Source organism: Pseudomonas hamedanensis, assembly GCF_014268595.2.
GTDB classification, from domain to species: domain Bacteria; phylum Pseudomonadota; class Gammaproteobacteria; order Pseudomonadales; family Pseudomonadaceae; genus Aquipseudomonas; species Aquipseudomonas hamedanensis.
In genome coordinates, this window is the sequence record NZ_CP077091.1 from 4,811,748 (window position 1) to 4,835,473 (window position 23,726).

Consider the following 23,726-nt stretch of genomic DNA (forward strand, 5'->3'; position numbering starts at 1 on the left):
GCCGTATTGCCAAATCACAGGCACAAAAAAGGGCGACCGAAGTCGCCCTTTTTCATGATCAAGCAGAACTTAGTTCTGTTTGGCCATTGCTTGACGCAGCAGTGCCGCCATGGTGGTGTCAGCTGCTTCGCCTTCCGGAGCTGCTTTCAGGCTCTGGATAGCTTCTTTCTCTTCAGCATCATCTTTCGACTTGATCGAGAGCTGAATTACGCGGCTCTTGCGATCAACGCTGATGATCTTGGCTTCAACTTCCTGGCCTTCTTTCAGAACGTTGCGCGCGTCTTCAACGCGGTCACGGCTGATTTCGGAGGCTTTCAGGGTAGCTTCGATGTCGTCGGCCAGAACGATGATGGCGCCTTTGGCGTCAACTTCTTTCACGGTACCGGTCACGATAGCGCCCTTGTCGTTAACCGAGACGTACTCGGAGAACGGATCGCTTTCCAGTTGCTTGATGCCCAGGGAGATGCGCTCGCGCTCTGGGTCAACCGACAGGATGACCGTGTCCAGCTCGTCGCCCTTCTTGAAACGACGTACGGCTTCTTCGCCCACTTCGTTCCAGGAGATGTCGGACAGGTGAACCAGACCGTCGATGCCGCCGTCCAGACCAATGAAGATACCGAAATCGGTGATCGACTTGATGGTGCCGGAGATCTTGTCGCCCTTGTTGAACTGGCCAGAGAAGTCTTCCCATGGGTTCGACTTGCACTGCTTGATGCCCAGGGAGATACGACGACGCTCTTCGTCGATGTCCAGAACCATGACTTCCACTTCGTCGCCGACTTGTACGACTTTCGAAGGGTGGATGTTCTTGTTGGTCCAGTCCATTTCCGAAACGTGTACCAGACCTTCAACGCCTTCTTCCAGCTCAGCGAAGCAGCCGTAGTCGGTCAGGTTGGTAACGCGAGCGGTTACGCGAGTGCCTTCTGGGTAACGGGCTTTGATAGCAACCCATGGATCTTCGCCCAGTTGCTTCAGGCCCAGGGAAACACGGTTGCGTTCGCGATCGTATTTCAGAACCTTGACGTCGATTTCGTCACCAACGTTAACGATCTCGGAAGGATGCTTGATGCGCTTCCAGGCCATGTCGGTGATGTGCAGCAGGCCGTCCACGCCACCCAGATCGACGAATGCGCCGTAATCGGTGAGGTTTTTGACGATACCTTTGACTTGCTGGCCTTCCTGCAGGGATTCCAGCAGAGCTTCACGCTCGGCGGAGTTCTCGGCTTCGAGGACGCTGCGACGGGAAACGACAACGTTGTTGCGCTTCTGGTCCAGCTTGATGACCTTGAATTCCAGCTCTTTGCCTTCCAGATGCGTGGTGTCGCGCACTGGACGGACGTCAACCAGGGAACCTGGCAGGAACGCACGGATGCCGTTAACGTCGACAGTGAAGCCGCCTTTAACCTTACCGTTGATAACGCCCTTGACCACTTCCTCGGCTGCGAAGGCTGCTTCCAGAACGATCCAGCATTCAGCGCGCTTGGCTTTTTCACGGGACAGCTTGGTTTCGCCAAAGCCGTCTTCAACCGAATCCAGAGCAACGTGAACTTCATCACCAACGTTGATGTTCAGTTCGCCAGCATCGTTGTAGAACTGCTCAAGCGGGATGAGTGCTTCAGACTTCAGACCAGCGTGAACGGTTACCCAGCGAGCCTGGTAATCGATATCAACGATAACACCGGTGATGATGGAGCCTGCCTGAAGGTTCAGGGTTTTCAGGCTTTCTTCAAAGAGTTCCGCAAAGCTTTCGCTCATTTTAATTCCTGTAGATGAGGGCGAAGTAAACGCCCATCTCCACACCCCAGACGGTGTGGGTTAGTTTCATTTAAAAGAAGCACCGCAGGACTATGACTGGTCCCCTGCGACCCTCTTGGTCACCCGGCGATATCGCGAATGGCGATCTCGCTCATGATGCGTTCAAGCACCTGATCGATGGAAAGCTCCGTGGAATCCAGCTGAATCGCGTCGGCCGCCGGCTTGAGCGGGGCTACTGCGCGCTGGGTGTCACGCTCATCGCGTGCACGGATCTCATCTAGCAGACTCGACAGACTAACACCCTCGACTTTGCCCTTCAACTGCAAATATCGACGGCGCGCCCGCTCCTCGGCACTGGCGGTGAGGAAAATCTTCAGCGGTGCATCCGGAAAAACCACCGTACCCATGTCACGGCCATCGGCGACCAGGCCCGGCGCTTCCTGAAACGCACGCTGGCGCTGCAGCAGTGCCTCGCGCACGGCAGGCAGCGCAGCCACTTGCGAAGCGCCGGAGCCAACGCTCTCGGTGCGGATGACATCGCTGACTTCGTCGCCTTCCAGAATGATCCGCTGCAACTGACCTTCGGTCGCCGCAATGAACTGAACATCCAGATGAGCGGCAAGCTTCTTCAGCAGTTCTTCATTGGTCAGGTCGACACCATGGTTGTGCGCCGCGAACGCCAGCAGGCGATAAAGCGCACCGGAATCCAGCAGATTCCAGCCCAGACGTTTGGCCAGAATCCCGGCAACCGTGCCTTTGCCAGAGCCGCTTGGCCCGTCGATGGTGATGACCGGTGCAATGTTTTTCACGACTGAGCCTCTTGTGCCACACGAATACCGACCTGCCCGCACAGCGCGAGGAAGTTGGGGAACGAGGTCGCGACGTTGGCGCAATCGTGAATGCGGATCGGTGCAGTCGCGCGCAACGAGGCAACACTGAAGGCCATCGCGATACGGTGGTCGCCATGACCATGCACTTCGCCGCCACCGATCTGGCCGCCGTCGATGATGATGCCGTCCGGGGTCGGCTCGCACTTGACGCCCAGCGCCAGCAAACCGTCCGCCATGACCTGAATCCGATCCGATTCCTTGACCCGCAGCTCTTCGGCCCCGGTCAGCACGGTGCGGCCTTCAGCGCATGCAGCCGCGACGAACAGTACCGGGAATTCATCGATCGCCAGCGGAACCAGCTCCTCGGGAATTTCGATACCTTTGAGTTTAGCTGCCCGCACGCGCAAGTCAGCCACTGGCTCGCCACCGACTTCGCGCTGGTTCTCCAGAGTGATATCGGCACCCATCAGACGCAGGATGTCGATCACGCCGGTACGGGTCGGATTGATGCCGACGTGCTCAAGCACCAGCTCCGAGCCTTCGGCAATCGACGCCGCCACCAGGAAAAACGCCGAAGACGAGATATCCCCCGGCACCTCGATATGAGTCGCGGTGAGCTTGCCGCCGGATTCGACCGAGGCCGTGGCACCGTCGACGCTGACCGGATAGCCGAAGCCACGCAGCATGCGCTCGGTGTGGTCACGGGTCGGTGCCGGCTCGGTCACGGTGGTCTTGCCTTCGGCGTACAGACCGGCGAGCAACAGGCAGGATTTCACCTGGGCGCTGGCCATCGGCATGGTGTAAGTCAGGCCCTTGAGCTTGTTCCCGCCGCGGATAGTCATCGGCGGACGACCTTCAGCGGCGGTTTCGATCACCGCGCCCATCTCGCGCAATGGATTGGCCACGCGATTCATTGGACGCTTGGACAGCGATGCGTCGCCGGTCAGAGTGCTGTCAAAGTTCTGCGCCGCCAGCAGGCCGGACAGCAGACGCATCGAGGTGCCGGAGTTGCCCAGGTAGATCGGGCCCGGCGCAGGTTTCAGGCCGTGCAGGCCGACACCGTGAATGGTCACGCGGCCGTGGTGCGGGCCTTCGATGACCACGCCCATGTCGCGAAACGCCTGCAAGGTCGCCAGGGCATCTTCGCCCTCGAGGAAGCCTTCGACTTCGGTGACGCCTTCGGCCAGCGAGCCGAGCATGATCGAACGGTGGGAAATCGATTTGTCACCCGGTACGCGAATCCGACCGGACAGGCGGCCACCAGGTTGAGCCAGGAAGATCAGATCGTTGGAATTCATAGCGTCCACATAGGCCCTGCGGGCCAGGATTTTACTGAAATGCTCGCGGGCAACCCGGGCGCGCGTGAAAACGCCCAACAATTGGTGCCCATCCCCTGCATCGACCGCGTCGCGCAAGGCGTCGAGGTCGCTGCGAAATGTATCGAGTGTGCGCAAAACAGCCTCGCGGTTGGCGAGGAAGATGTCGTGCCACATCACCGGGTCGCTTCCGGCGATTCTTGTGAAATCGCGGAAACCACCGGCAGCGTAACGGAAGATCTCCAGATTTTCATTGCGCTTGGCCAATGAATCGACCAGACCGAAGGCCAGCAGGTGCGGCAGATGACTGGTCGCGGCCAGCACTTCGTCGTGACGCTCGACCTGCATATGCTCGACATCGGCGCCCAATTCGCGCCACAGCCGATCAACCACTGCCAGCGCGACGGGATCGGTCTGCTCAAGCGGCGTAAGGATCACTTTGTGGCGACGGAACAGTTCGGCATTCGAGGCTTCCACCCCGCTCTGCTCGGAACCGGCAATCGGGTGCCCCGGCACGAAGCGCGCCGGCATGCCGCCGAACGCTTCGGTCGCAGCGCGCACCACATTGCCTTTGGCGCTACCGACATCCGTAAGGATCGCTTGTCCCAGATCCATCACAGCCAAACGCGCGAGCAGTTTTTCCATGGCCAGAATCGGCACCGCCAGCTGAATCACATCAGCACCCACACAGGCCAGTGCCAGGTCATCTTCGCAACGATCGACCACACCCAGCTCGACCGCAAGCTTGCGCGATTGCGGGTCGAGATCGACCCCGACCACTTCGCGGCACACGCCACTTTCGCGCAAGCCTTTGGCAAACGAACCACCGATCAAGCCCAGACCGACCACCACCAGGCGACCGATCATAGGTGCAGCAGGTTGCAGTGCAGTGACATCAACCACGAGCCAGAACCTTGCGCAGTGCCTCGAGGAAACGGCTGTTTTCCGCCGGCAGTCCGATGGTCACGCGCAGGTGGTTCGGCATGCCGTAGTTAGCGACCGGGCGCACGATCACGCCTTCGCGCAACAAGCCCTGAAAAACCGGAGCGGCTTCTTGACCAAGATCGACGCAAATGAAGTTGCCCTTGGACTCGATCCAACCAAGACCCAGCTCACGGAAACCGGCCTGCAACTGCTGCATGCCAGACTCGTTGAGCTGACGGCTCTGCGCCAGATACTCACCGTCTTTCAACGCCGCGCAAGCCGCCGCAAGGGCCAGACTGTTGACGTTGAACGGCTGGCGAACGCGGTTCAGCACATCGGCGACCACTGGCGTCGACAAGCCATAACCGACACGCAGCGCGGCCAGGCCATAAGCCTTGGAGAACGTTCGCGACACCAGCAGGTTCGGGTAAGCGGCGAGGAAATCCAGACCGTCAGGCAGATCGCTGCCTTCGGCGTACTCGATGTAGGCCTCGTCCAGCACCACCAAGACATGCTCGGGAACGTCCTGCAGGAACTCGTCCAGTGCCTCAGCACCGAACCAGGTGCCGGTCGGGTTGTTGGGGTTGGCGATGAACACCACACGGGTATTGGCATCGATGGCCGCCAGCATCGCCGGCAGGTCATGCCCCCAGTTTTTGGCTGGAACCACTTTGGCTTGTGCGCCGACCGCTTGAGTCGCAATCGGATACACCGCGAAGGCGTGTTCGCTGAACACCGCATTCAGGCCCGGCGCCAGGTAGGCGCGGGCGACCAGCTCAAGAATGTCATTGGAGCCATTGCCCAGCGTGACCTGATTCAGCTCGACCCGGCACTGCTCGGCCAGCAGCGATTTCAGGGCAAAACCGTTGCCGTCCGGATAACGCGTCAGCTCGGCCAGTTCTTCACGGATCGCCGCCAGCGCTTTCGGGCTGGCGCCCAGCGGGTTTTCGTTGCTCGCCAGTTTGACGATTTTCGCCGGATCCAGGTCCAGCTCACGCGCCAGTTCGTCCACAGGCTTGCCCGGAACGTACGGCGACAGTTGTTGCACGCCCGGCTGTGCCAGAGCGAGGAAGTTGCCACTCATTTGCTAGCCCCTTAGAGAACTGCTTTCGGGTAGGAACCCAGCACCTTGAGTGCTACTGCTTCCTGACTGATCTTTTCCAGCACACCTTTGATCAACGGATCACGGTGGTGGCCGACGAAGTCGATGAAGAACACGTAAGTCCATTTGCCGCTGCGCGACGGACGGGTTTCGATGCGGGTCAGGTCGATGCCATTGTCATGGAACGGCACCAGCAGCTCGTGGAGCGCGCCGGGCTTGTTGCTCATCGAGACGATGATCGAAGTCTTGTCGTCGCCGGTCGGCGGCACTTCCTGATTACCGATCATCAAAAAACGTGTTGAGTTATCCGGGCGATCCTCGATTTTCTCGGCCAGACGGGTCAGGCCATACAGGCCCGCCGCCATGTCGCCGGCGATCGCCGCCGAGTTCCACTCACCCTTCACCCGCTTGGCCGCTTCAGCGTTGCTCGACACCGCGACGCGTTCGACATTCGGATAATGCGCGTCCAGCCACTTGCGGCACTGGGCCAGCGACTGCGCGTGGGAATAGATGCGGCTGATGCTGTCGGTCTTGGTATTTTCCCCGACCAGCAGATGATGGTGGATACGCAGTTCGACTTCGCCACAGATCACCATGTCGTGCTCGAGGAAGCTGTCGAGGGTGTGGTTGACCGCACCTTCGGTGGAGTTTTCCACCGGCACCACGCCAAAATTCACCGCACCGGCCGCCACTTCGCGGAACACTTCGTCGATCGCCGCCATAGGCTTGCTGATCACGGCATGACCGAAATGCTTCATCGCCGCCGCTTGGGTGAAAGTGCCCTCAGGGCCGAGATAGGCCACTTTCAGTGGCTGCTCCAGCGCCAGGCACGAGGACATGATTTCGCGGAACAAGCGCGCCATTTCTTCGTTGCCCAGCGGCCCCTGATTGCGCTCCATCACTCGCTTGAGCACCTGAGCTTCGCGCTCGGGACGATAGAACACCGGCACTTCGCCTTCGGCCAGCGAGGCCATCTTTACTCGCGCGACTTCCTGGGCGCAACGCGCACGCTCACTGATCAGCTCCAGGACTTTAGTGTCCAGAGCGTCGATGCGAACGCGCAGTGCCTTGAGTTCTTGCTCGGACATCAGCCGTGTTCCTTCTCGAATTCAGCCATGTACGCCACCAGCGCGTTGACGGCGTTGATGTCGACGGCGTTATAGATAGAAGCGCGCATGCCGCCCACGGAGCGGTGGCCCTTGAGGTTGAGCAAGCCGCGCGCGTCAGCACCGGCGAGGAACGGCTTGTCCAGACGATCATCAGCCAGACGGAACGGTACGTTCATCCACGAGCGATCCGACTTGTTGATCGGGTTGCTGTAGAGGCCGCTGGCGTCGATGAAGTCGTACAGCGTGCGCTGCTTGACGTCGTTGAGCCTGGCGATCGCTTCAACGCCGCCCTGCTCTTTCAGCCACTGGAACACCAGACCGGACAGGTACCAGGCCAGGGTTGGCGGGGTGTTGTACATCGAGCCGTTATCCGCCGCGACCTTGTAGTCGAGCATGGTCGGGCACAGCGCGCGGGCCTTGCCAAGCAGGTCTTCACGGATGATGTTGACGACGATGCCGCTCGGGCCGATGTTCTTCTGCGCACCAGCGTAGATCATGCCGAAACGCGAAATATCGACCGGTCGCGAGAGGATGTCCGAAGACATGTCGGCCACCAGCGGAACGTCACCGGTTTGCGGAATCCACTGGAATTCCAGACCGCCGATGGTTTCGTTTGGCGCGTAGTGAACGTAAGCGGCGTCTTTCGACAGGTTCCACTCGTTCTGGCCCGGAATGGCGAAATAGTCGTAAGGCTTGGCGGTCGCGGCGACATTGACGTGGCCGTAGCGCGAGGCTTCTTCAATGGCTTTCTGCGACCAGATACCGGTGTCGATATAGTCGGCCGAGCCGCCCTCCGGCAACAGGTTCAGGGGAATCTGCGCAAACTGTTGGCTGGCGCCACCCTGCAGAAACAGCACTTTGTAGTTCGACGGGATATTCAGCAGGTCACGCAGATCCTGCTCGGCCTGGGTCGCGATGGACACGAACTCATCGCTGCGATGGCTCATTTCCATGACCGACAGCCCCTTGCCGTGCCAATCAAGGAGTTCACCCTGGGCGCGCTGCAGGACAGCTTCAGGCAACGCCGCAGGACCGGCGCAGAAGTTATAGGCTCGCTTGCTCACATCCAATCTCGCTCTGATTTGATATCACGCATTAAATCGTATCGACCGTCGACACTGGAACGGCGATGAAACGCTTTCCAGTGTAGGAGTGAGCCTGCTCGCGATAGCGGTGTGTCATATAAACATGCGTTGACTGACACACCGCTATCGCGAGCAGGCTCACTCCTACAAGGGAATCTCCGTGCCTGACGATATTTCATACCGGACAAATAACAAGGGGGCGAATTCTCATCCGCCCCCTTGTTTGTCCGCTTATTCTTGCGGTTCTTCGTCAGCTGCGGCGTCGAGTTGCTGGTCTTCGCCAGCATCGTTGTTCACGACACTGCCATCGAATTCCTCACCCTCTTCACCTTCGTACTCTTCACCTTCGACTTCCGAAGGCTCCTGAACCCGCTCCAGACCGACCAGGGTTTCATCCTTGGCCAGTTTGATCAGCGTGACACCTTGAGTGTTACGGCCCAGGCTCGACACTTCGTCGACACGGGTGCGCACCAGGGTGCCCTGATCGGAGATCAGCATGATTTCTTCGCCGTCCTGCACCTGAACCGCACCGACCAGACGACCGTTACGCTCGTTGCTGACCATGGCGATCACACCCTGACCGCCACGCTTGTATTCAGGGAATTCAGTGATCGCCGTGCGCTTGCCGTAGCCGCGCTCGGAAGCGGTAAGAATTTCGCTGCCTTCTTCCGGGATCAGCATGGAAATCAGCTTCTGCCCTTCCGGCAGACGCATGCCGCGCACACCGCGAGCGGTACGACCCATGGCGCGTACTTCGGATTCCTTGAAGCGCGTGACCTTGCCGCCGTCGGAGAACAGCATGATTTCCTGCTCGCCATCGGTGATCGCGGCGGAAATCAGAATGTCACCTTCGTCCAGCTCCAGCGCGATCAGGCCGACGCTGCGCTGACGGCTGAAGGCCACCAGCGGAGTTTTCTTCACGGTACCGTTGGCGGTCGACATGAAGATGAACGGTGCCTTCTTGCGGTCGGCAGCCTTGATCCGGGCGCGACGCTCTTCGTCGGTCTCATTGCTGTTTTCGATTTCTTCAACGTCAGCCTCGACGCCTTCGGCCTCTTCCTCGTCAGCGCGTTTCTTCATCGCTTCGAGATCGACCGGCAGCATCGTGGTGATGTATTCGCCTTCGCTCAATGGCAGCAGGTTGACCAGCGGACGACCGCGGGCGGCGCGGGACGCTTCCGGAATCTCGTAGGTCTTGAGCCAGTACACCTTGCCCTTGCTGGAGAACAGCAACAGCGTGGTGTGGCTGTTGGCAACCAGCAGGTGAGCAATGTAGTCCTCATCCTTGACGCCGGTAGCCGACTTGCCTTTACCGCCACGACGCTGTGCCTGGTACGCAGCCAGCGGCTGGGTCTTGGCGTAGCCACCGTGGGAAATGGTCACAACGCGCTCTTCTTCCGGGATCATGTCACCCAGGGTCAGGTCCAGACGCGCATCGAGGATCTCGGTGCGGCGCTGGTCGCCGTATTCGGCGCGGATCACTTCCAGCTCTTCGCGGATCACTTCCATCAGGCGCACGGCGCTGTTGAGGATGCGGATCAGCTCGCCGATCTGGTTGAGGATCTCTTGATACTCGGCCAGCAGCTTCTCGTGCTCAAGACCGGTCAGACGGTGCAGGCGCAATTCCAGAATCGCTTGGGCCTGTTCTGGCGAGAGGAAGTACTTGCCTTCGCGCAGACCGTATTGCGGATCGAGGTTTTCCGGACGGCACGAATCGGCACCGGCGCGTTCAACCATCGCTACCACAGCCGAGGATTCCCAAGGCGTGCTGATCAGCGCTTCCTTGGCTTCCGACGGAGTTGGCGAGGCTTTGATCAGGGCGATCACCGGGTCGATGTTCGACAGGGCAACGGCCTGGCCTTCGAGGATGTGGCCACGCTCGCGCGCCTTGCGCAGTTCGAACACGGTACGGCGGGTGACCACCTCGCGACGGTGACGGACGAAGGCTTCCAGCAGATCCTTGAGGTTGAGGATGCGCGGACGGCCGTCGATCAGCGCAACGATGTTGATACCGAACACCGATTGCAGCTGGGTCTGGGCGTAGAGGTTGTTGAGGATGACCTCAGGCACTTCGCCGCGACGCAGCTCGATCACGACGCGCATACCGTCCTTGTCGGACTCGTCGCGCAGTTCGGTGATGCCTTCGAGCTTCTTCTCTTTGACCAGCTCGGCGATCTTCTCGATCAGCCGCGCCTTGTTCAATTGGTACGGGAGTTCGGTGATGACGATCTGCTGACGGCCACCGACCTTGTCGATGTCTTCGATGATCGAGCGGGCACGCATGTAAATGCGGCCGCGACCGGTGCGGTAGGCTTCGATGATGCCGGCGCGACCGTTGATGATCGCGGCAGTCGGGAAGTCCGGACCGGGGATGTATTGCATCAGCTCATCGACGGTCAGCTCGGGATTGTCGATGAGGGCCAGGCAACCGTCGATGACTTCACCGAGGTTGTGCGGCGGAATGTTGGTCGCCATGCCCACGGCGATACCGCTGGAACCGTTGACCAACAGGTTCGGCACGCGGGTCGGCATGACCGCCGGGATCAGTTCGGTGCCGTCGTAGTTCGGCACCCAGTCCACGGTTTCCTTGTGCAGGTCAGCCAGCAGCTCGTGCGCCAGTTTGGTCATGCGCACTTCGGTGTATCGCATCGCCGCGGCGTTGTCGCCGTCGACCGAACCGAAGTTGCCCTGGCCGTCGACCAGCAGGTAACGCAGAGAGAATGGCTGGGCCATGCGGACGATGGTGTCGTACACGGCGGTGTCACCGTGCGGGTGATACTTACCGATCACGTCGCCGACGACACGGGCAGATTTCTTGTACGGCTTGTTGAAGTCGTTGCCCAGCTCGCTCATCGCGAACAGTACGCGACGGTGCACGGGCTTGAGGCCATCGCGCGCATCCGGCAGTGCACGGCCGACGATCACGCTCATTGCGTAGTCGAGGTAGGACTGTTTCAGCTCGTCTTCGATATTGACCGGGAGGATTTCTTTGGCCAGTTCGCCCATGAGAAGCCTGATTCCTTTTTCTGGTGAAACTTCGTCATATCCATGTGGGAGCAACGAAGCTCGTCGGGGCCGGCCGAGTGCCATGCGCCGACTTACGACAAATCAACAATCTGGAGAGTGGATTTGCGCAGTAAAGACAGCTCCGTGGAGCTGCCTCGGAAAACGCCGGATGTTATCACAAAGGCCGCCACGCACCTATCCCCCAGATGCGCATGGAGCATAGTTAGTTGACCGGTGACAGGCTTGAGGGGGACGAGAGAGGCTCAGAGCTTCTTTGAATGTGAAATATTGGCCTGGTTTGGGGTTGTTTATTGACTTTTCTGGCCTCATCGCGAGCAGGCTCACTCCTACAGGATTTGCGTTCGACACAAAATTGTAGGAGTGAGCCTGCTCGCGATGGCGTCCTTGCAGACGCCACAGCCCTTCAATGCAGGCGCTTGCGGCACATCAACTGGGCCATTTTCGCCGTGTCGGGGCGCTCGACGATGCCTTTCTCAGTGACGATCGCGTCGATCAGGTCCGCCGGGGTGACATCAAATACCGGGTTGAACGCCTCAACGTCCGCACCGACGCGCTTGCCGCCGACTTCCAGCAATTCAGCGCCATCGCGCTCTTCAATCGGAATGTCGTCGCCGCTGGCCAGATGCATGTCGATGGTTGAACTCGGCGCCACGACCATGAAGCGCACGCCGTGGTGCATCGCATTGACCGCCAATTGATAGGTGCCGATCTTGTTCGCCACATCGCCATTGGCGGTGATGCGGTCAGCCCCGACGATCACCCAGGTCACGCCCTTGGTTTTCATGATGTGCGCGGCGGCGGAGTCGGCGTTCAGCGTCACCGGAATCCCTTCGTTGGCCAGTTCCCACGCGGTCAGGCGCGAACCCTGCAGCCATGGACGGGTTTCATCGGCGTAAACACGCTCGACCATGCCTTCGATAAACGCGGCACGAATTACCCCCAACGCCGTACCAAAACCGCCCGTGGCCAGCGCGCCCGTATTGCAGTGGGTCAGAATCGCCTGGGCATTGCCCTGATGCTTGCGGATCAGATCGACGCCCAGTTGGGCCATGGTCAGGTTGGCTTCGCGGTCGCTTTCATGAATGGCGACGGCTTCTGCTTCCAGCGCCACCAGCGGATCGACATTGCCCTTGAGCCGATCGAGGCGGTCGTGCATGCGATTCAACGCCCAGAACAGGTTGACCGCGGTCGGACGCGAATCGGCCAGCAAGGCGAAATCCTCCTCCAGGGCCGCATACCAGTCGCCCCCTTCGGCAATCCGCGCCCGCGCGGCGAGGACGATACCGTAGGCGGCACTGATACCGATGGCCGGTGCGCCACGCACCACCATCGAACGAATCGCCTCGGCCACGCCGGCGGCGCTGGTGTAGGCAATCCAGGTTTCCTCGAACGGCAAAATACGCTGATCCAGCAGGTGCAGCGCGCCATCACGCCAATCGATGGCCTTCACTTTCTCCGCAGCCAACAGTCGATCGCGCATCCCACACCCCGCACTCATGAACAAAAGCCGCCGATTATAGCGATCCCCCCGCGAAGACGCTCGGGTATACTTCGCCATCCTTTACAAAAGCACTGGAACCGACCCTCGATGCCGAAACCTGCCATTGCGCTCGACCTGTTATTGCTGCCGACCTGGCTGGTCCCCGTCGAACCCGCAGGCGTGGTGCTCAAGGCGCACGGCCTGGGTATCCGCGACGGTCGCATCGTGTTTATCGGCCCGCGCGCCGAAGCGCTGAAGTGTAACGCCACGCAAATCCGCGAATTGCCGGATGTCTTGTTGGCGCCCGGGCTGATCAATGCCCATGGCCACGCGGCGATGACCTTGTTCCGCGGCCTGGCCGATGACTTGCCGCTGATGACCTGGCTGGAAAACCACATCTGGCCGGCCGAAGGCAAATGGGTCGACGAAGACTTCGTCCGCGACGGCACCGACCTGGCGATCGCCGAGCAGATCAAGGGCGGCATCACATGCTTCTCGGACATGTACTTCTTTCCGAAAGTCGCCAGCGAACGCGTGCACAACAGCGGCATCCGCGCACAGATCGCGATACCGATCCTCGATTTCCCGATTCCGGGCGCCAGCAGCGCCGACGAAGCCATTCGTCAGGGCGTCGAGCTGTTCGGCGATCTCAAGCATCACGAGCGCATCAAGGTCACTTTCGGCCCCCATGCACCCTACACCGTCGGCGACGAGAACCTGGAAAAAATCCGGGTGATCGCCGAGGAACTGGACGCCTCGATTCACATGCACGTGCATGAAACCGCGTTCGAGGTGCAGCAAGCCATCGAGCAGACCGGCGAACGCCCATTGGCGCGCCTCGCTCGCCTGGGCTTGCTCGGGCCGCGCTTCCAGGCCGTACACATGACCCAGATCAGCGATGACGATCTGGCCTTGCTGGTAGAAAGCAACAGCAGCGTGATCCACTGCCCGGAATCGAACCTCAAACTGGCGAGCGGCTTCTGCCCGGTCGAGCGTTTGTGGCAGGCTGGGGTCAATGTTGCAGTCGGCACCGATGGCGCGGCGAGCAACAACGATCTCGACTTGCTCGGCGAAACCCGCACCGCCGCCCTGCTGGCCAAAGCCGTCGCCGGCTCAGCCACGGCGCTCGATGCCCATCGCGCACTGCGCATGGCCACGCTCAACGGCGCACGGGCACTGGGCATCGAAACGCAAGTCGGCTCGCTGGAGATCGGCAAAGCCGCCGATATCGTCGCGTTCGACCTGTCCGGCCTGGCGCAGCAACCGGTCTATGACCCGGTGTCGCAGCTTATATATGCCACCGGTCGCGATTGCGTGAAACACCTTTGGGTCGCTGGCAAACAGTTGCTCGACGACCGGCGTCTGACCCGCATGGACGAACAACAGCTTGGCGCCACCGCCCGCGCCTGGGGCCAGCGGATCAGCGGCCACACCGAATCGTAAACGCCGCGGCACGCATGCCACGGCGACAGCCCTTTTGAAGTTTCAGAGGAATACACCATGAGCAACGTCGACCACGCCGAAATCGCCAAATTCGAAGCCCTGGCCCATCGCTGGTGGGACCGCGAAAGCGAATTCAAACCGCTGCACGACATCAACCCGCTGCGGGTCAACTGGATTGACGAGCGGGTCAATCTGGCCGGCAAGAAAGTCCTCGACGTCGGTTGCGGCGGCGGCATTCTCAGCGAAGCCATGGCGCAACGCGGCGCCACCGTGATGGGCATCGACATGGGCGAAGCGCCACTGGCGGTCGCGCAACTGCATCAGCTGGAATCCGGTGTCAGCGTCGAATACCGGCAGATCACCGCCGAAGCCCTGGCCGAAGAAATGCCCGAGCAGTTCGACGTCGTCACGTGCCTGGAGATGCTCGAACACGTGCCGGATCCATCCTCGGTGATTCGCGCCTGCTTCCGCATGGTCAAACCGGGCGGCCAGGTGTTTTTCTCGACCATCAACCGCAACCCGAAGGCGTACCTGTTCGCCATCATCGGCGCCGAATACATCATGAAGCTGTTGCCGCGCGGCACCCACGACTTCAAGAAATTCATCCGCCCGTCCGAGCTCGGTGCCTGGAGCCGCATGGCCGGCCTGACCGTCAAGGACATCATCGGCCTGACCTACAACCCGCTGACCAAGCACTACAAGTTGGGCAACGACGTTGACGTCAACTATATGATCCAGACCCTGCGCGAGGAATAAGCCGATGGCGATCAGAGCGGTACTTTTCGACATGGACGGCACCCTGCTCGACACGGCGCCGGATTTCATCGCCATCTGTCAGGCGATGCGCGCGGATCGCGGCCTGCCGCCGATCGATGACAAGCACATCCGCGACGAGATTTCCGGCGGCGCCAAAGCCATGGTCGCGGTGACCTTTTCCATGGACCCGGAGTCGCCGGGTTTCGAGGAGCTGCGCCAGGAGTTTCTCGAGCGCTATCTGGTCGGCTGCGCGGTGCACAGCAAACTGTTCGACGGCATGGCCGAGCTGCTGGCCGACATCGAGAGCGCCAACCTGATCTGGGGCGTGGTCACCAACAAACCGGTGCGCTTCGCCGAGCCGATCATGCAACGGCTGGGACTGGCCGAGCGCTCGGCGCTGTTGATTTGCCCCGACCACGTGAAGAACAGCAAGCCGGATCCGGAGCCGCTGATCCTCGCGTGCAAGATGCTTGATCTGGATCCGTCGACCGTGCTGTTTATCGGCGATGATCTGCGCGATATCGAGTCGGGCCGCGACGCCGGGACCAAAACGGCGGCGGTGACCTATGGCTACATTCACCCGGACGACAACCCGCGGCATTGGGGCGCGGACGTGGTGGTGGATCATCCGCTGGAGTTGCGCAAGGTGCTCGACAGCGCGCTTTGCAGCTGCTGACCTGACTGTTGCAGGATGCCCTTGTGGCGAGGGGATTTATCCCCGCTGGGCTGCGAAGCGGCCCCCGCTTTCATCCGCATGATATGACAGGCAGGTTTTGCGACGGCTTCGCCGCTGAAGGGGGATAAATCCCCTCGCTACAGGTGAAGCAGGTCTTCACGAAATGGATTGTGAGGTTTTTATGTTTGATTACACCGCTCGTCCCGAATTGCTCAAGGATCGGTTCATTCTGGTCACCGGCGCCGGGCGTGGCATCGGTGCGGCCGCGGCGAAAACCTACGCCGCCCACGGCGCGACCGTGTTGCTGCTGGGCAAGACCGAAGCCAATCTGACGCAGGTCTACGATGAGATCGAAGCGGCGGGCCATCCGCAACCGGCGGTGATTCCGTTCAATCTCGAGACCGCCCTGCCCCATCAGTACGATGAGCTGGCGGCGATGATCGAAACCGAGTTCGGCCATCTCGACGGTCTGCTGCACAACGCCTCGATCATTGGTCCGCGCACGCCCATCGAGCAGTTGTCTGGCGAGAACTTCATGCGCGTCATGCAGGTCAACGTCAACGCCATGTTCATGCTGACCAGCACCTTGCTGCCGTTGCTCAAGCTGTCGCAGGACGCTTCAGTGGTGTTCACCTCAAGCAGCGTCGGACGCAAGGGCCGCGCTTATTGGGGCGCCTACGGCGTGTCGAAGTTTGCCACCGAAGGCTTGATGCAAACCCTGGCCGATGAAGTCGAGGGCGTGGCACCGGTACGCTCTAACAGCATCAACCCGGGCGGGACTCGCACGAGCATGCGCGCCCAGGCCTATCCGGGGGAAAACCCGCTGAACAACCCGACGCCGGAAGAGATCATGCCGGTGTACCTGTACCTGATGGGGCCTGACAGTAGCGGGATAAACGGCCAGGCGTTCAACGCCCAGTAATGCCACACGTCGCTTTTGTTGCCGCGGCAGTTTCCTGTCGCGGCGAACATTTGCCGGATCCGCGCGTCACAAATCAGTCAATTTCCCACCACCTCTCGTGACACCTCGTTGCCAACTAACTGATTCGAAAGGGTTTAAATAAAAGCGAACCGAATGGCACGACTTTCGCTCTAATTTCCTTCAAAGCATGCCGTGTGAAGGCAGTCGGGCAAGGCCGATTTCGATAGCTGACTCATCGTGATCAGGCAGACTAAACTTACGCCAAACGTCCTACGGGACTGATGGATCAGTATGACGCGCAGCCCACAGCCGCTCTCACCCAGCCTGTAAGACAGATTTACTGCTTAGGGGCTCACGCCATATGAAACCACCCTCCCAGACCCATGCAATTGACTTTGACAGTGCCAAATTGCAGCGCCTGGGCTTTGGTCAGTTGCCCCCTCTGCTGGAGCGCCCGGCCAGTCTTGCGCAACTGCGCCAGCAAATGAGCCTGCAGCTGCAAACCAGCCTTGAGCCGCAACGCATCCTTGGCCTGTTTTTCCGCGAAGCCCAACGCCTGGTACCGCTCGATGCCCTGAGTTATGTGCATCAGGCAAGCGACCTGCGCCTTGAGTTCGGCACGCGCGGTCACCACTCGCTCAGCTACAGCCTCAGTCACGAAGGTGAGCAGATGGGCGAACTGGTGTTTCGCCGCAACCAGCGCTTCAACGACAAGGAACAAGGCGACCTCGAATCCCTGCTGTCATCCCTTCTTTATCCGATGCGCAACGCCCTGCTTTATCGCGCCGCCACCCAGAGCGCCCTGCGCGACCCGCTGACCGGTGCCGGTAACCGGATTGCGATGGAGCAGACCCTGCAGCGCGAGATCGATATGTCGCGCCGCCATCAACAACCGTTGTCGGTGCTGATGCTCGATATCGATCATTTCAAACGGGTCAACGACAGTCACGGCCACAGCGCGGGCGACGATGTGCTCAAGGCGATCGCCGCGACAATCAAGGCGCAACTGCGCAACGTCGACATGGTGTTCCGTTATGGGGGCGAGGAATTTCTGGTCCTGCTGTCGAACACCAGCCGGGAGGCGGCGGCGATGGTCGGCGAGCGTCTGCGCTACGCGACGCAGGCGGCGGAGTACTACGCGGATGGACAATTGATTGAACTGACGGTGAGCCTGGGCTGCTCCACCTTGCTGCCGGGCGAGTCGGCTGACAGCTTGCTGCGTCGTGCCGACAGTGCGCTGTATGTGGCTAAACGCGAGGGGCGTAATCGCCTGGCAATGGCGGGATAATTCTTTTCGACCACCCCACAGCATTTGTAGGAGTGAGCCTGCTCGCGATTCGGCGTGTCAGCCGATAAATTTATTGTCTGATACGCCGAATCGCGAGCAGGCTCACTCCTACATGGTTATCCATCGCTTTGAAGTTCAGCTCTCGACGACAGTTCTGCGCTCCCGATTGACCAGCAGACGCTCAGATGTTTCTAGCTGCATGCACCGCTCCAGGAACAGGTACATGTAGTCATAGCTTTTGCAAATCGCCTGGCGCAACTCGGCCTGCAAGGCCTTGCTCGGGTTCATCCCGGCCAGGGTGCAGATGATTTCCAGCGCTTCCCACGGATGAGCATCGTCGTACTGGGCGTGCATTTTCAGCCACTTCATCGCCCGCTTGCGCTCCTCTTCGGGGAACGCCGCCGCATAGACGCCGCTTGAGCAGACCAGCGCCGACCACTCGCCCGTCGCGCCCTCGATCGCATAGTTGGTCGCCGCGATGGCCACGATCAGCGAGTCGGCAGCGCTGGTGTGCCAGCACCAATGACTCAAGGCGTGCAGCTCCGGCGGCACCTGTTGCGCCTGGAGATCCTCCAGACTCACACCGTGCGCCCGGCTCCAGTTCAGCCAGTAATCGGCGTGATTGAGTTCGACACGAATGTTGCGCATCAGCCAGCGCCGCGCCATGTCTTCGCCCGGATGTCGGGCGAAGCGGGTTTTGGTCAGGTTCTGCGCCATGTACAGCGCAAACTGCTCGACCACCGGCCAGCCCCCGATCAGGTACTGACGCATGGTTTTAGCGCTGAGTTTGTTGTCACGCATGCGCATATAAAGTTCATGTTCGACAACCCGGCGTTTGCTCTCGCTGCAATCCTGGATCAACTGTTGTGCCCAGGCGGGATAACTGGCGGCTTCCATGAGCGGTCCGGCTCGGTTGAATGTGTCGATCACTGTTCGGCTCCTTTTGAGTTGTGATGGCAAGGATCGGCGAGAGACTTCAACGGAACGTACCAGGCGCTTTGAATAACAGCGGCTGCGGCCTGGCGGGGCGACTGCGCAAACTGTCACAGGTAAACAACTGCGGACGCTCGATGACATAACCCTGAGCGTAATCCACACCGATTTCAAGCAACGCTTGTTCGATCTGGACAGTTTCAACAAACTCGGCAATTGTCCGCTTGCCCATGACATGCCCGATGTGATTGATCACTTCGACCATGGCCCGGTTAATCGGGTCGTCCAGCATATCCTTGACGAAACTCCCGTCGATCTTCAGGAAGTCTACAGGCAAATGTTTCAAGTAAGCGAATGAAGACATTCCGGCACAAAAGTCATCCAGCGAGAAGTAACAACCTAAGCCTTTGAGTTCATTAATAAATCTAATTGCACTGCCTAAATTTGAAATAGCACTGGTTTCAGTAATTTCAAAACAAATCATTTCAGGCGGTATAGCGTAGTTAACAAACTGTTCGCGCAGAAAGTGCAAAAAGGCGTCATCTCCGATAGTAATGCCTGACAGATTAATCGCACACATCGCCAAGGGTTCTTGATGTTCCTCGGCAATACATTGAGCAATAACCTTAAATACGTTTTGCACCACCCAACGGTCTAACTGGCTCATCAAGCCATAACGCTCGGCGGCGGGAATAAAACTGTCAGGCAAAATCATTCGCCCGGACTCATCATGCAGACGCAAGAGGATTTCAATGTGCCCGCGCTCGCCGTCCTGTTGCTTGAGCGGCGCGATTTCCTGGGCGTACAGACAAAAGCGGTTTTCTTCCAGCGCCATGTGCAGGCGCTGCACCCAGGCCATTTCGCCAAAGCGCAGCGACAGTTCGGAATCGTCGGCATGATAGACCTGCACGCGGTTGCGGCCTTTTTCCTTGGCCATGTAGCACGCCATATCGGCCGCCCGCAGTGACGTTTCGAGCGTGGTCGGCGCCTGGGTGATGTGCACCAGGCCGATACTGACAGTGGTCAGGAAGGGCCGCCCTTTCCAGACAAAATGCAGATTCTGTACTGTCTGGCGCAGGCTTTCGGCGATTTTCTCCGCAGCGTCCGGTGGACAGTTTTCCAGCAGAATGCCGAACTCATCGCCGCCCAGCCGCGCCAGGGTGTCGCCCTCGCGCAAGCCCGACTGCAACAGCGTACAGATGTGGCGCAACAGCTCATCGCCCGCCGCATGGCCGCAGGTGTCGTTGACCAGCTTGAATTGGTCCAGATCGAGGAACATCAACGCGTGCCGCCCCGCCTGGCGCGTAAGGTTGTGCAGCGCTTGCTCCAGGCGATACTCGAATTCCCGGCGGTTGGCCAACCCGGTCAGCGCATCGTGGGTGGCCTGCCAGGACAGGTTGGCAATGTACTGCCGCTCCTGGGTCATGTCGTGCAACACCAGCACCGTGCCGCTGACCTTGCCGGCGTTGCGGATCGGCGCGCCCACCAGCGTGACCGACACAGTGCTGCCATCCAGGCGCTGGATCAGCTTCGAATGTTCGCTGCCGCCGCTGAGCTGACCGCTGAGGATGTGTTCGATCAGCGTCAGGCCTTCGGTCTGGGCGTTGTCATCGAGCAGATTGAACAACGCGGCCAGTGGCAGACCCGCAGCCTGCTCGGCCTTCCAGTGCGTCATGGCTTCGGCAGCGGGGTTCATGTAATCGATCGCACCGCTGACGTCCGTGGTGATGACGCCATCGCCAATTGATTGCAACGTGATGTGCGCGCGATCCTTTTCCAGTTGCAGCGCTTGGGCAAACGCGTGCCGTTGCTTGAGCAGCTTGTGCGTGCGCCACAGCGCCAGCACGATCAGCCCCAGCGCAGTGGCCAGGTTGATGAACAAGAGCAAACGCATGATGACCCGCGACCCTTCGCCCAGGGCATCGCTGAACGCCCTGGCGGCCGGCGTCACCGCGTCGTTGATGGAGAAGATCTGCACTTTCCAGCGCTGAACATCGCCGGAGGTCGCTTCATTGCGGGTGATGCGCTGATGCATTTCCTGCGCAACTTCATGCAATCGGTCGAGATAGGCGTCGCCAACGGTCCAGTGATCGATCGCGGTTTCCAGATAACTGAAATGACGGAAATTGAGGTACAGCCAGATCAGGCTGGAGACGTCGTCGGGGTGATTGCCGCCCTTGAGAATGCCCTCGCGCGCGGCCGGCAGGTCCGGCGGCTGGCGGTCGAGCGCCAGACGCAACTGGTGCCCGCCTTGAGGCACGGCAATCGCCGTCAGGTACTTGTGGTAAATCGCCTCGTCCCGGCTATCGGCGTAGAGGTTCAGATAATAGATGGCATCTTTCTGGCCCTTGGACCACAGGCTTTCGCCGGCAACATAACCGCGAACGGCCGAGAGCACGTACAGACTCACGCCGCCCAATAACGCCTGAAACACCACGACAGCAATAAAAGGCCAGACGATGCCCAACAACCGTGGTGTTCCCAGAGTCTGCTTTTGCTTCATGAGATTCCTTGCATGAGCACTGCCCGCTCGCCTTCCGGACGAAATCGCTATGACGAGACTAGGTGGGGTTCTCGCGCAAGGCAAGGCGCGGCTTTACACCACGCGTAGAACGTCTGACAGGCCAGCAAGTGTTTCGATCAGTGCTGTTGCAAGTTGCCGTAGAGCTTGGCGTAAAGACCGCCGTCGGCAATCAGTTGGCGATGGTCGCCGTCCTCGGCGATCTGCCCGCCGTCAAACACCAGCACCCGGTCCGCCTGTTTCACCGCCGACAGGCGATGGGCAATGATCAGCGTGGTGCGGCCATTGAGAAACTTCGCCATCGCTTGGTGCAGGTTGTATTCGGTGGCGGCATCAAGAGCCGACGTGGCTTCGTCGAGAATCACCACCCGCGGTTCGGCGAGAATCATCCGCGCAATCGCCAGCCGTTGCCGCTGGCCGCCCGACAAACGCACACCGGAACGCCCGACGATGCTGTCGAGGCCATCGGGCAATGCCCGGATAGTCGCGGCCATTTGCGCAATTTCCAGCGCCTGCCAGCAGGCTTCGTCAGTACGGGGCCGGCCCATGGTCAGGTTGGCGCGCACGCTGTCGTTGAACAGCGCCGGATGCTGCAGCACCACCGCGACATTCTCGCGGACCGTCTCCAGGCCGATTTCTTGCTGGGTCGAACCGCCGAAACGGATGCTCCCGGCCAACGGTGTGTACAGCCCCAGGAGCAGTTGCACCAGGGTACTTTTGCCGCCGCCACTGGCGCCAACGATCGCGACTTTTTCACCGGGCGCAATGGACAGGTTCATCTGATCCAGCACCAATTCGTCGCCATAACCGAAACTCAGGCCTTGCACTTCGATGCCCACGGTGTCGCGTCCCTTGAACGGATCGACACCGCCCGGGTACTGCGGCTCGTCGGCGCGCGCCAGCAGCTCGTTGATCCGCGCCAGCGCCCCGCCCGCCGCGTAATAGGCGTATTGCAGATTGAGCAGTTGTTCCACCGGGCCGATCATGAACCACAGGTAACTGAACACCGCGAGCATCTGCCCGATCGACAGGTCGGAAAACAGCACGGTGAGCATCGCTGCGGCGCGGAAGATGTCGATGCCGAACTGGAACAGCAAGCCACTGGCACGATTGGAGGCGTCGGTTTTCCACTGCGAGTTGACCGCGTAGTTGCGCACCTCCTGTGCACGCAATCCGAGCCTGCCGAGGAAATACCCCTGACGGTTGCCGGCACGCACCTCCTGAATCGCATCGAGGGTTTCGCTCAGCGCCTGAGTGAAGCGCGAGGTGCTGTCGTTCTCAAGCTTCTTCAGGTGCTTGACGCGTTTGCCCAACTGCACCGTGGCGTAGATCACCAGCGGATTGAACAGCAGGATCAACAGCGCCAGCTTCCAGTGCATCCACATCAGAATGCTCGCGGTGCCGACCAGGGTCAGCATCGCCACCAGAAAACGACTGAGGGTTTCGCCGACAAACTTGTCCAGGGTATCCAGGTCGGTGACCAGATGCGTGGTCACCGTGCCGCTGCCCAGGCTTTCGTATTCTCCGAGGGAGATGCGCTTGAGCCGCTCGATCAGACGCACGCGAATGCGATAGACGATGTCCTTGGCCAGTCGCGCGAACAGCCGTGATTGCAACACGCCAAAACACAGGGCGCCGCAACGCAAGGTCAGGGTCACCAGCAGCATCAGGCCGATATAGCCCGCCGCCTGCTGCCACATATCAGGCAGGAAATGGTTCATGACTTTCAGCGCGGCATCGCCGTGGCCGAGCAGGACTTCGTCGACCAGCAATGGCAGCAGCAAAGGAATCGGCACGCTGCACAGCGTCGCCAGCACGGCCACGCCGTTGGCGATCCACAGGGATTTTTTGTGATGCAACGCCAACCGCCGGACTTCCGCCCAGCTCAGCCGGTCGATACGCTTTACGGCTGGCGTGTCATCGGCCAGATCAGACACAGGCCGCACGCTCCAGCCAGCGGCCGAGCAACGGCGACAGCTCGCTGAGCGGTTGATAGCCGTTGGTCAACAGCGCCAATTGGCCGTTGCGCTCGGCCAGCAGGGTCGGAAACCCGGCGATGCCCAGATCCTGCACCCAGCTGAAATCGGCCTGAGTCGCCTTGTGCTGATCGGCGTGATCAAAATGCTCGGCGAACTCGATGCGCGGCACTCCGGCCTGTTCGGCCAGCTCAACCAGCACGCTGGCCTGGGTGACATCGCGGCCTTCAGCGTAAAACGCCTGCTGGATCAGCCCGACCAGTGTCCATGCGCAATCCGGCGCCAGACTGCGCGCGGTGACGATGGCGCGACAGGCCGGTTCAGTGTCATAGACAAAACCGTCAGGCAACGCGCCATCGAATCTGAACGGCTGGCCGGTGGCCTCGGTGACCGCTTGCCAGTGCTCCAGAATGTAGCGCCGCGTGGTCGGCTCCAGCGCCGAACCACTGCCGGTGCGCAAACCACCGACCACCAGATGCAGCTCGACTCCGGCGGCCTGCGCCTGCTCGACCAGTGCCTTGGCCACCGGAGCGAACCCCCAGCACCAGGAACACATCGGATCCATCACATAGAGCAGGCGCGC

General features: G+C 60.2%; 17 protein-coding genes. 5 read left to right on the plus strand and 12 right to left on the minus strand.

The window, feature by feature from the left end; genetic code table 11:
• Positions 1–69 precede the first annotated feature (69 nt).
• The 8 genes from rpsA to mtnA form a co-directional block, all read right to left on the minus strand.
• On the minus strand, positions 70–1,755 hold the full coding sequence (rpsA, locus tag HU739_RS20965; protein WP_016770920.1) for a 30S ribosomal protein S1: 1,686 nt from the start codon (positions 1,753–1,755) through the stop codon (positions 70–72).
• A 119-nt stretch (positions 1,756–1,874) separates the two neighbouring features.
• Entirely contained in the window at positions 1,875–2,564 is a 690-nt protein-coding gene (cmk, locus tag HU739_RS20970) for a (d)CMP kinase (RefSeq protein ID WP_064391442.1), read from the minus strand.
• On the minus strand, positions 2,561–4,768 hold the full coding sequence (locus tag HU739_RS20975) for a bifunctional prephenate dehydrogenase/3-phosphoshikimate 1-carboxyvinyltransferase (protein ID WP_264082154.1): 2,208 nt from the start codon (positions 4,766–4,768) through the stop codon (positions 2,561–2,563). Before HU739_RS20975 ends, cmk begins: the two co-directional genes overlap by 4 nt.
• Before the next feature lie 28 nt (positions 4,769–4,796).
• Positions 4,797–5,909, minus strand: a complete 1,113-nt coding sequence (gene hisC / locus HU739_RS20980) for a histidinol-phosphate transaminase (protein ID WP_186547040.1) — start codon at positions 5,907–5,909, stop codon at positions 4,797–4,799.
• A gap of 11 nt (positions 5,910–5,920) precedes the next feature.
• Positions 5,921–7,015, minus strand: coding sequence for a prephenate dehydratase (pheA, locus tag HU739_RS20985; RefSeq protein ID WP_016770924.1), 1,095 nt, complete (start codon positions 7,013–7,015; stop codon positions 5,921–5,923).
• Positions 7,015–8,100: a 3-phosphoserine/phosphohydroxythreonine transaminase gene (gene serC, locus HU739_RS20990; protein ID WP_186547039.1), complete on the minus strand. Its 1,086-nt coding sequence runs from the start codon at positions 8,098–8,100 to the stop codon at positions 7,015–7,017. Before serC ends, pheA begins: the two co-directional genes overlap by 1 nt.
• Before the next feature lie 252 nt (positions 8,101–8,352).
• Positions 8,353–11,127, minus strand: coding sequence for a DNA gyrase subunit A (gyrA, locus tag HU739_RS20995; protein WP_186547038.1), 2,775 nt, complete (start codon positions 11,125–11,127; stop codon positions 8,353–8,355).
• Positions 11,128–11,551: 424 nt separating this feature from the next.
• Positions 11,552–12,628 carry an S-methyl-5-thioribose-1-phosphate isomerase gene (mtnA, locus tag HU739_RS21000; RefSeq protein ID WP_186547037.1) on the minus strand — a complete coding sequence of 359 codons (1,077 nt, stop codon included), beginning with the start codon at positions 12,626–12,628 and terminating at the stop codon, positions 11,552–11,554.
• A gap of 108 nt (positions 12,629–12,736) precedes the next feature.
• On the opposite strand from mtnA, the gene HU739_RS21005 reads away from it, so the two are divergent.
• The 5 genes from HU739_RS21005 to HU739_RS21025 all read left to right on the plus strand — a co-directional run bounded on the left by HU739_RS21005 (position 12,737) and on the right by HU739_RS21025 (position 17,713).
• Positions 12,737–14,071, plus strand: coding sequence for a TRZ/ATZ family hydrolase (locus HU739_RS21005; protein WP_186547036.1), 1,335 nt, complete (start codon positions 12,737–12,739; stop codon positions 14,069–14,071).
• 57 nt (positions 14,072–14,128) lie between these two features.
• Positions 14,129–14,827, plus strand: a complete 699-nt coding sequence (ubiG, locus tag HU739_RS21010; protein WP_186547035.1) for a bifunctional 2-polyprenyl-6-hydroxyphenol methylase/3-demethylubiquinol 3-O-methyltransferase UbiG — start codon at positions 14,129–14,131, stop codon at positions 14,825–14,827.
• A 4-nt stretch (positions 14,828–14,831) separates the two neighbouring features.
• Complete coding sequence (gene mupP / locus HU739_RS21015) at positions 14,832–15,503, plus strand: N-acetylmuramic acid 6-phosphate phosphatase MupP (RefSeq protein ID WP_186547034.1); 672 nt, start codon at positions 14,832–14,834, stop codon at positions 15,501–15,503.
• A gap of 181 nt (positions 15,504–15,684) precedes the next feature.
• Positions 15,685–16,425: a YciK family oxidoreductase gene (locus tag HU739_RS21020; RefSeq protein ID WP_186547033.1), complete on the plus strand. Its 741-nt coding sequence runs from the start codon at positions 15,685–15,687 to the stop codon at positions 16,423–16,425.
• 361 nt (positions 16,426–16,786) lie between these two features.
• Positions 16,787–17,713 carry a GGDEF domain-containing protein gene (locus tag HU739_RS21025; RefSeq protein ID WP_186547032.1) on the plus strand — a complete coding sequence of 309 codons (927 nt, stop codon included), beginning with the start codon at positions 16,787–16,789 and terminating at the stop codon, positions 17,711–17,713.
• Positions 17,714–17,848: 135 nt separating this feature from the next.
• On the opposite strand, the gene HU739_RS21030 is transcribed toward HU739_RS21025, so the two are convergent.
• The 4 genes from HU739_RS21030 to HU739_RS21045 form a co-directional block, all read right to left on the minus strand.
• On the minus strand, positions 17,849–18,610 hold the full coding sequence (locus tag HU739_RS21030) for a TenA family transcriptional regulator (protein WP_189684405.1): 762 nt from the start codon (positions 18,608–18,610) through the stop codon (positions 17,849–17,851).
• Between the two features lie 79 nt (positions 18,611–18,689).
• The gene (locus HU739_RS21035; protein WP_186547030.1) at positions 18,690–21,149 is read right to left on the minus strand and encodes an EAL domain-containing protein; all 2,460 of its coding nucleotides are present in this window, start codon (positions 21,147–21,149) and stop codon (positions 18,690–18,692) included.
• A 137-nt stretch (positions 21,150–21,286) separates the two neighbouring features.
• Positions 21,287–23,104 (minus strand): ABC transporter ATP-binding protein, encoded by a 1,818-nt coding sequence (locus HU739_RS21040; RefSeq protein ID WP_186547029.1) that lies wholly within the window; start codon positions 23,102–23,104, stop codon positions 21,287–21,289.
• Positions 23,097–23,699 carry a DsbA family protein gene (locus HU739_RS21045; protein WP_186547170.1) on the minus strand — a complete coding sequence of 201 codons (603 nt, stop codon included), beginning with the start codon at positions 23,697–23,699 and terminating at the stop codon, positions 23,097–23,099. Before HU739_RS21045 ends, HU739_RS21040 begins: the two co-directional genes overlap by 8 nt.
• Positions 23,700–23,726 lie beyond the last annotated feature (27 nt).

What these genes read in the sequence shown, in the direction of transcription:
- rpsA (WP_016770920.1), bottom strand. Translation starts at nt 1,755, where the DNA reads ATGAGCGAAAGCTTTGCGGAACTCTTTGAAGAAAGCCTGAAAACCCTG.
- HU739_RS20975 (WP_264082154.1), bottom strand. Translation starts at nt 4,768, where the DNA reads ATGATCGGTCGCCTGGTGGTGGTCGGTCTGGGCTTGATCGGTGGTTCG.
- hisC (WP_186547040.1), bottom strand. Translation starts at nt 5,909, where the DNA reads ATGAGTGGCAACTTCCTCGCTCTGGCACAGCCGGGCGTGCAACAACTG.
- pheA (WP_016770924.1), bottom strand. Translation starts at nt 7,015, where the DNA reads ATGTCCGAGCAAGAACTCAAGGCACTGCGCGTTCGCATCGACGCTCTG.
- gyrA (WP_186547038.1), bottom strand. Translation starts at nt 11,127, where the DNA reads ATGGGCGAACTGGCCAAAGAAATCCTCCCGGTCAATATCGAAGACGAG.
- mtnA (WP_186547037.1), bottom strand. Translation starts at nt 12,628, where the DNA reads ATGCGCGATCGACTGTTGGCTGCGGAGAAAGTGAAGGCCATCGATTGG.
- HU739_RS21005 (WP_186547036.1), top strand. Translation starts at nt 12,737, where the DNA reads ATGCCGAAACCTGCCATTGCGCTCGACCTGTTATTGCTGCCGACCTGG.
- ubiG (WP_186547035.1), top strand. Translation starts at nt 14,129, where the DNA reads ATGAGCAACGTCGACCACGCCGAAATCGCCAAATTCGAAGCCCTGGCC.
- mupP (WP_186547034.1), top strand. Translation starts at nt 14,832, where the DNA reads ATGGCGATCAGAGCGGTACTTTTCGACATGGACGGCACCCTGCTCGAC.
- HU739_RS21020 (WP_186547033.1), top strand. Translation starts at nt 15,685, where the DNA reads ATGTTTGATTACACCGCTCGTCCCGAATTGCTCAAGGATCGGTTCATT.
- HU739_RS21025 (WP_186547032.1), top strand. Translation starts at nt 16,787, where the DNA reads ATGAAACCACCCTCCCAGACCCATGCAATTGACTTTGACAGTGCCAAA.
- HU739_RS21030 (WP_189684405.1), bottom strand. Translation starts at nt 18,610, where the DNA reads ATGGAAGCCGCCAGTTATCCCGCCTGGGCACAACAGTTGATCCAGGAT.
- HU739_RS21035 (WP_186547030.1), bottom strand. Translation starts at nt 21,149, where the DNA reads ATGAAGCAAAAGCAGACTCTGGGAACACCACGGTTGTTGGGCATCGTC.
- HU739_RS21045 (WP_186547170.1), bottom strand. Translation starts at nt 23,699, where the DNA reads ATGTGTTCCTGGTGCTGGGGGTTCGCTCCGGTGGCCAAGGCACTGGTC.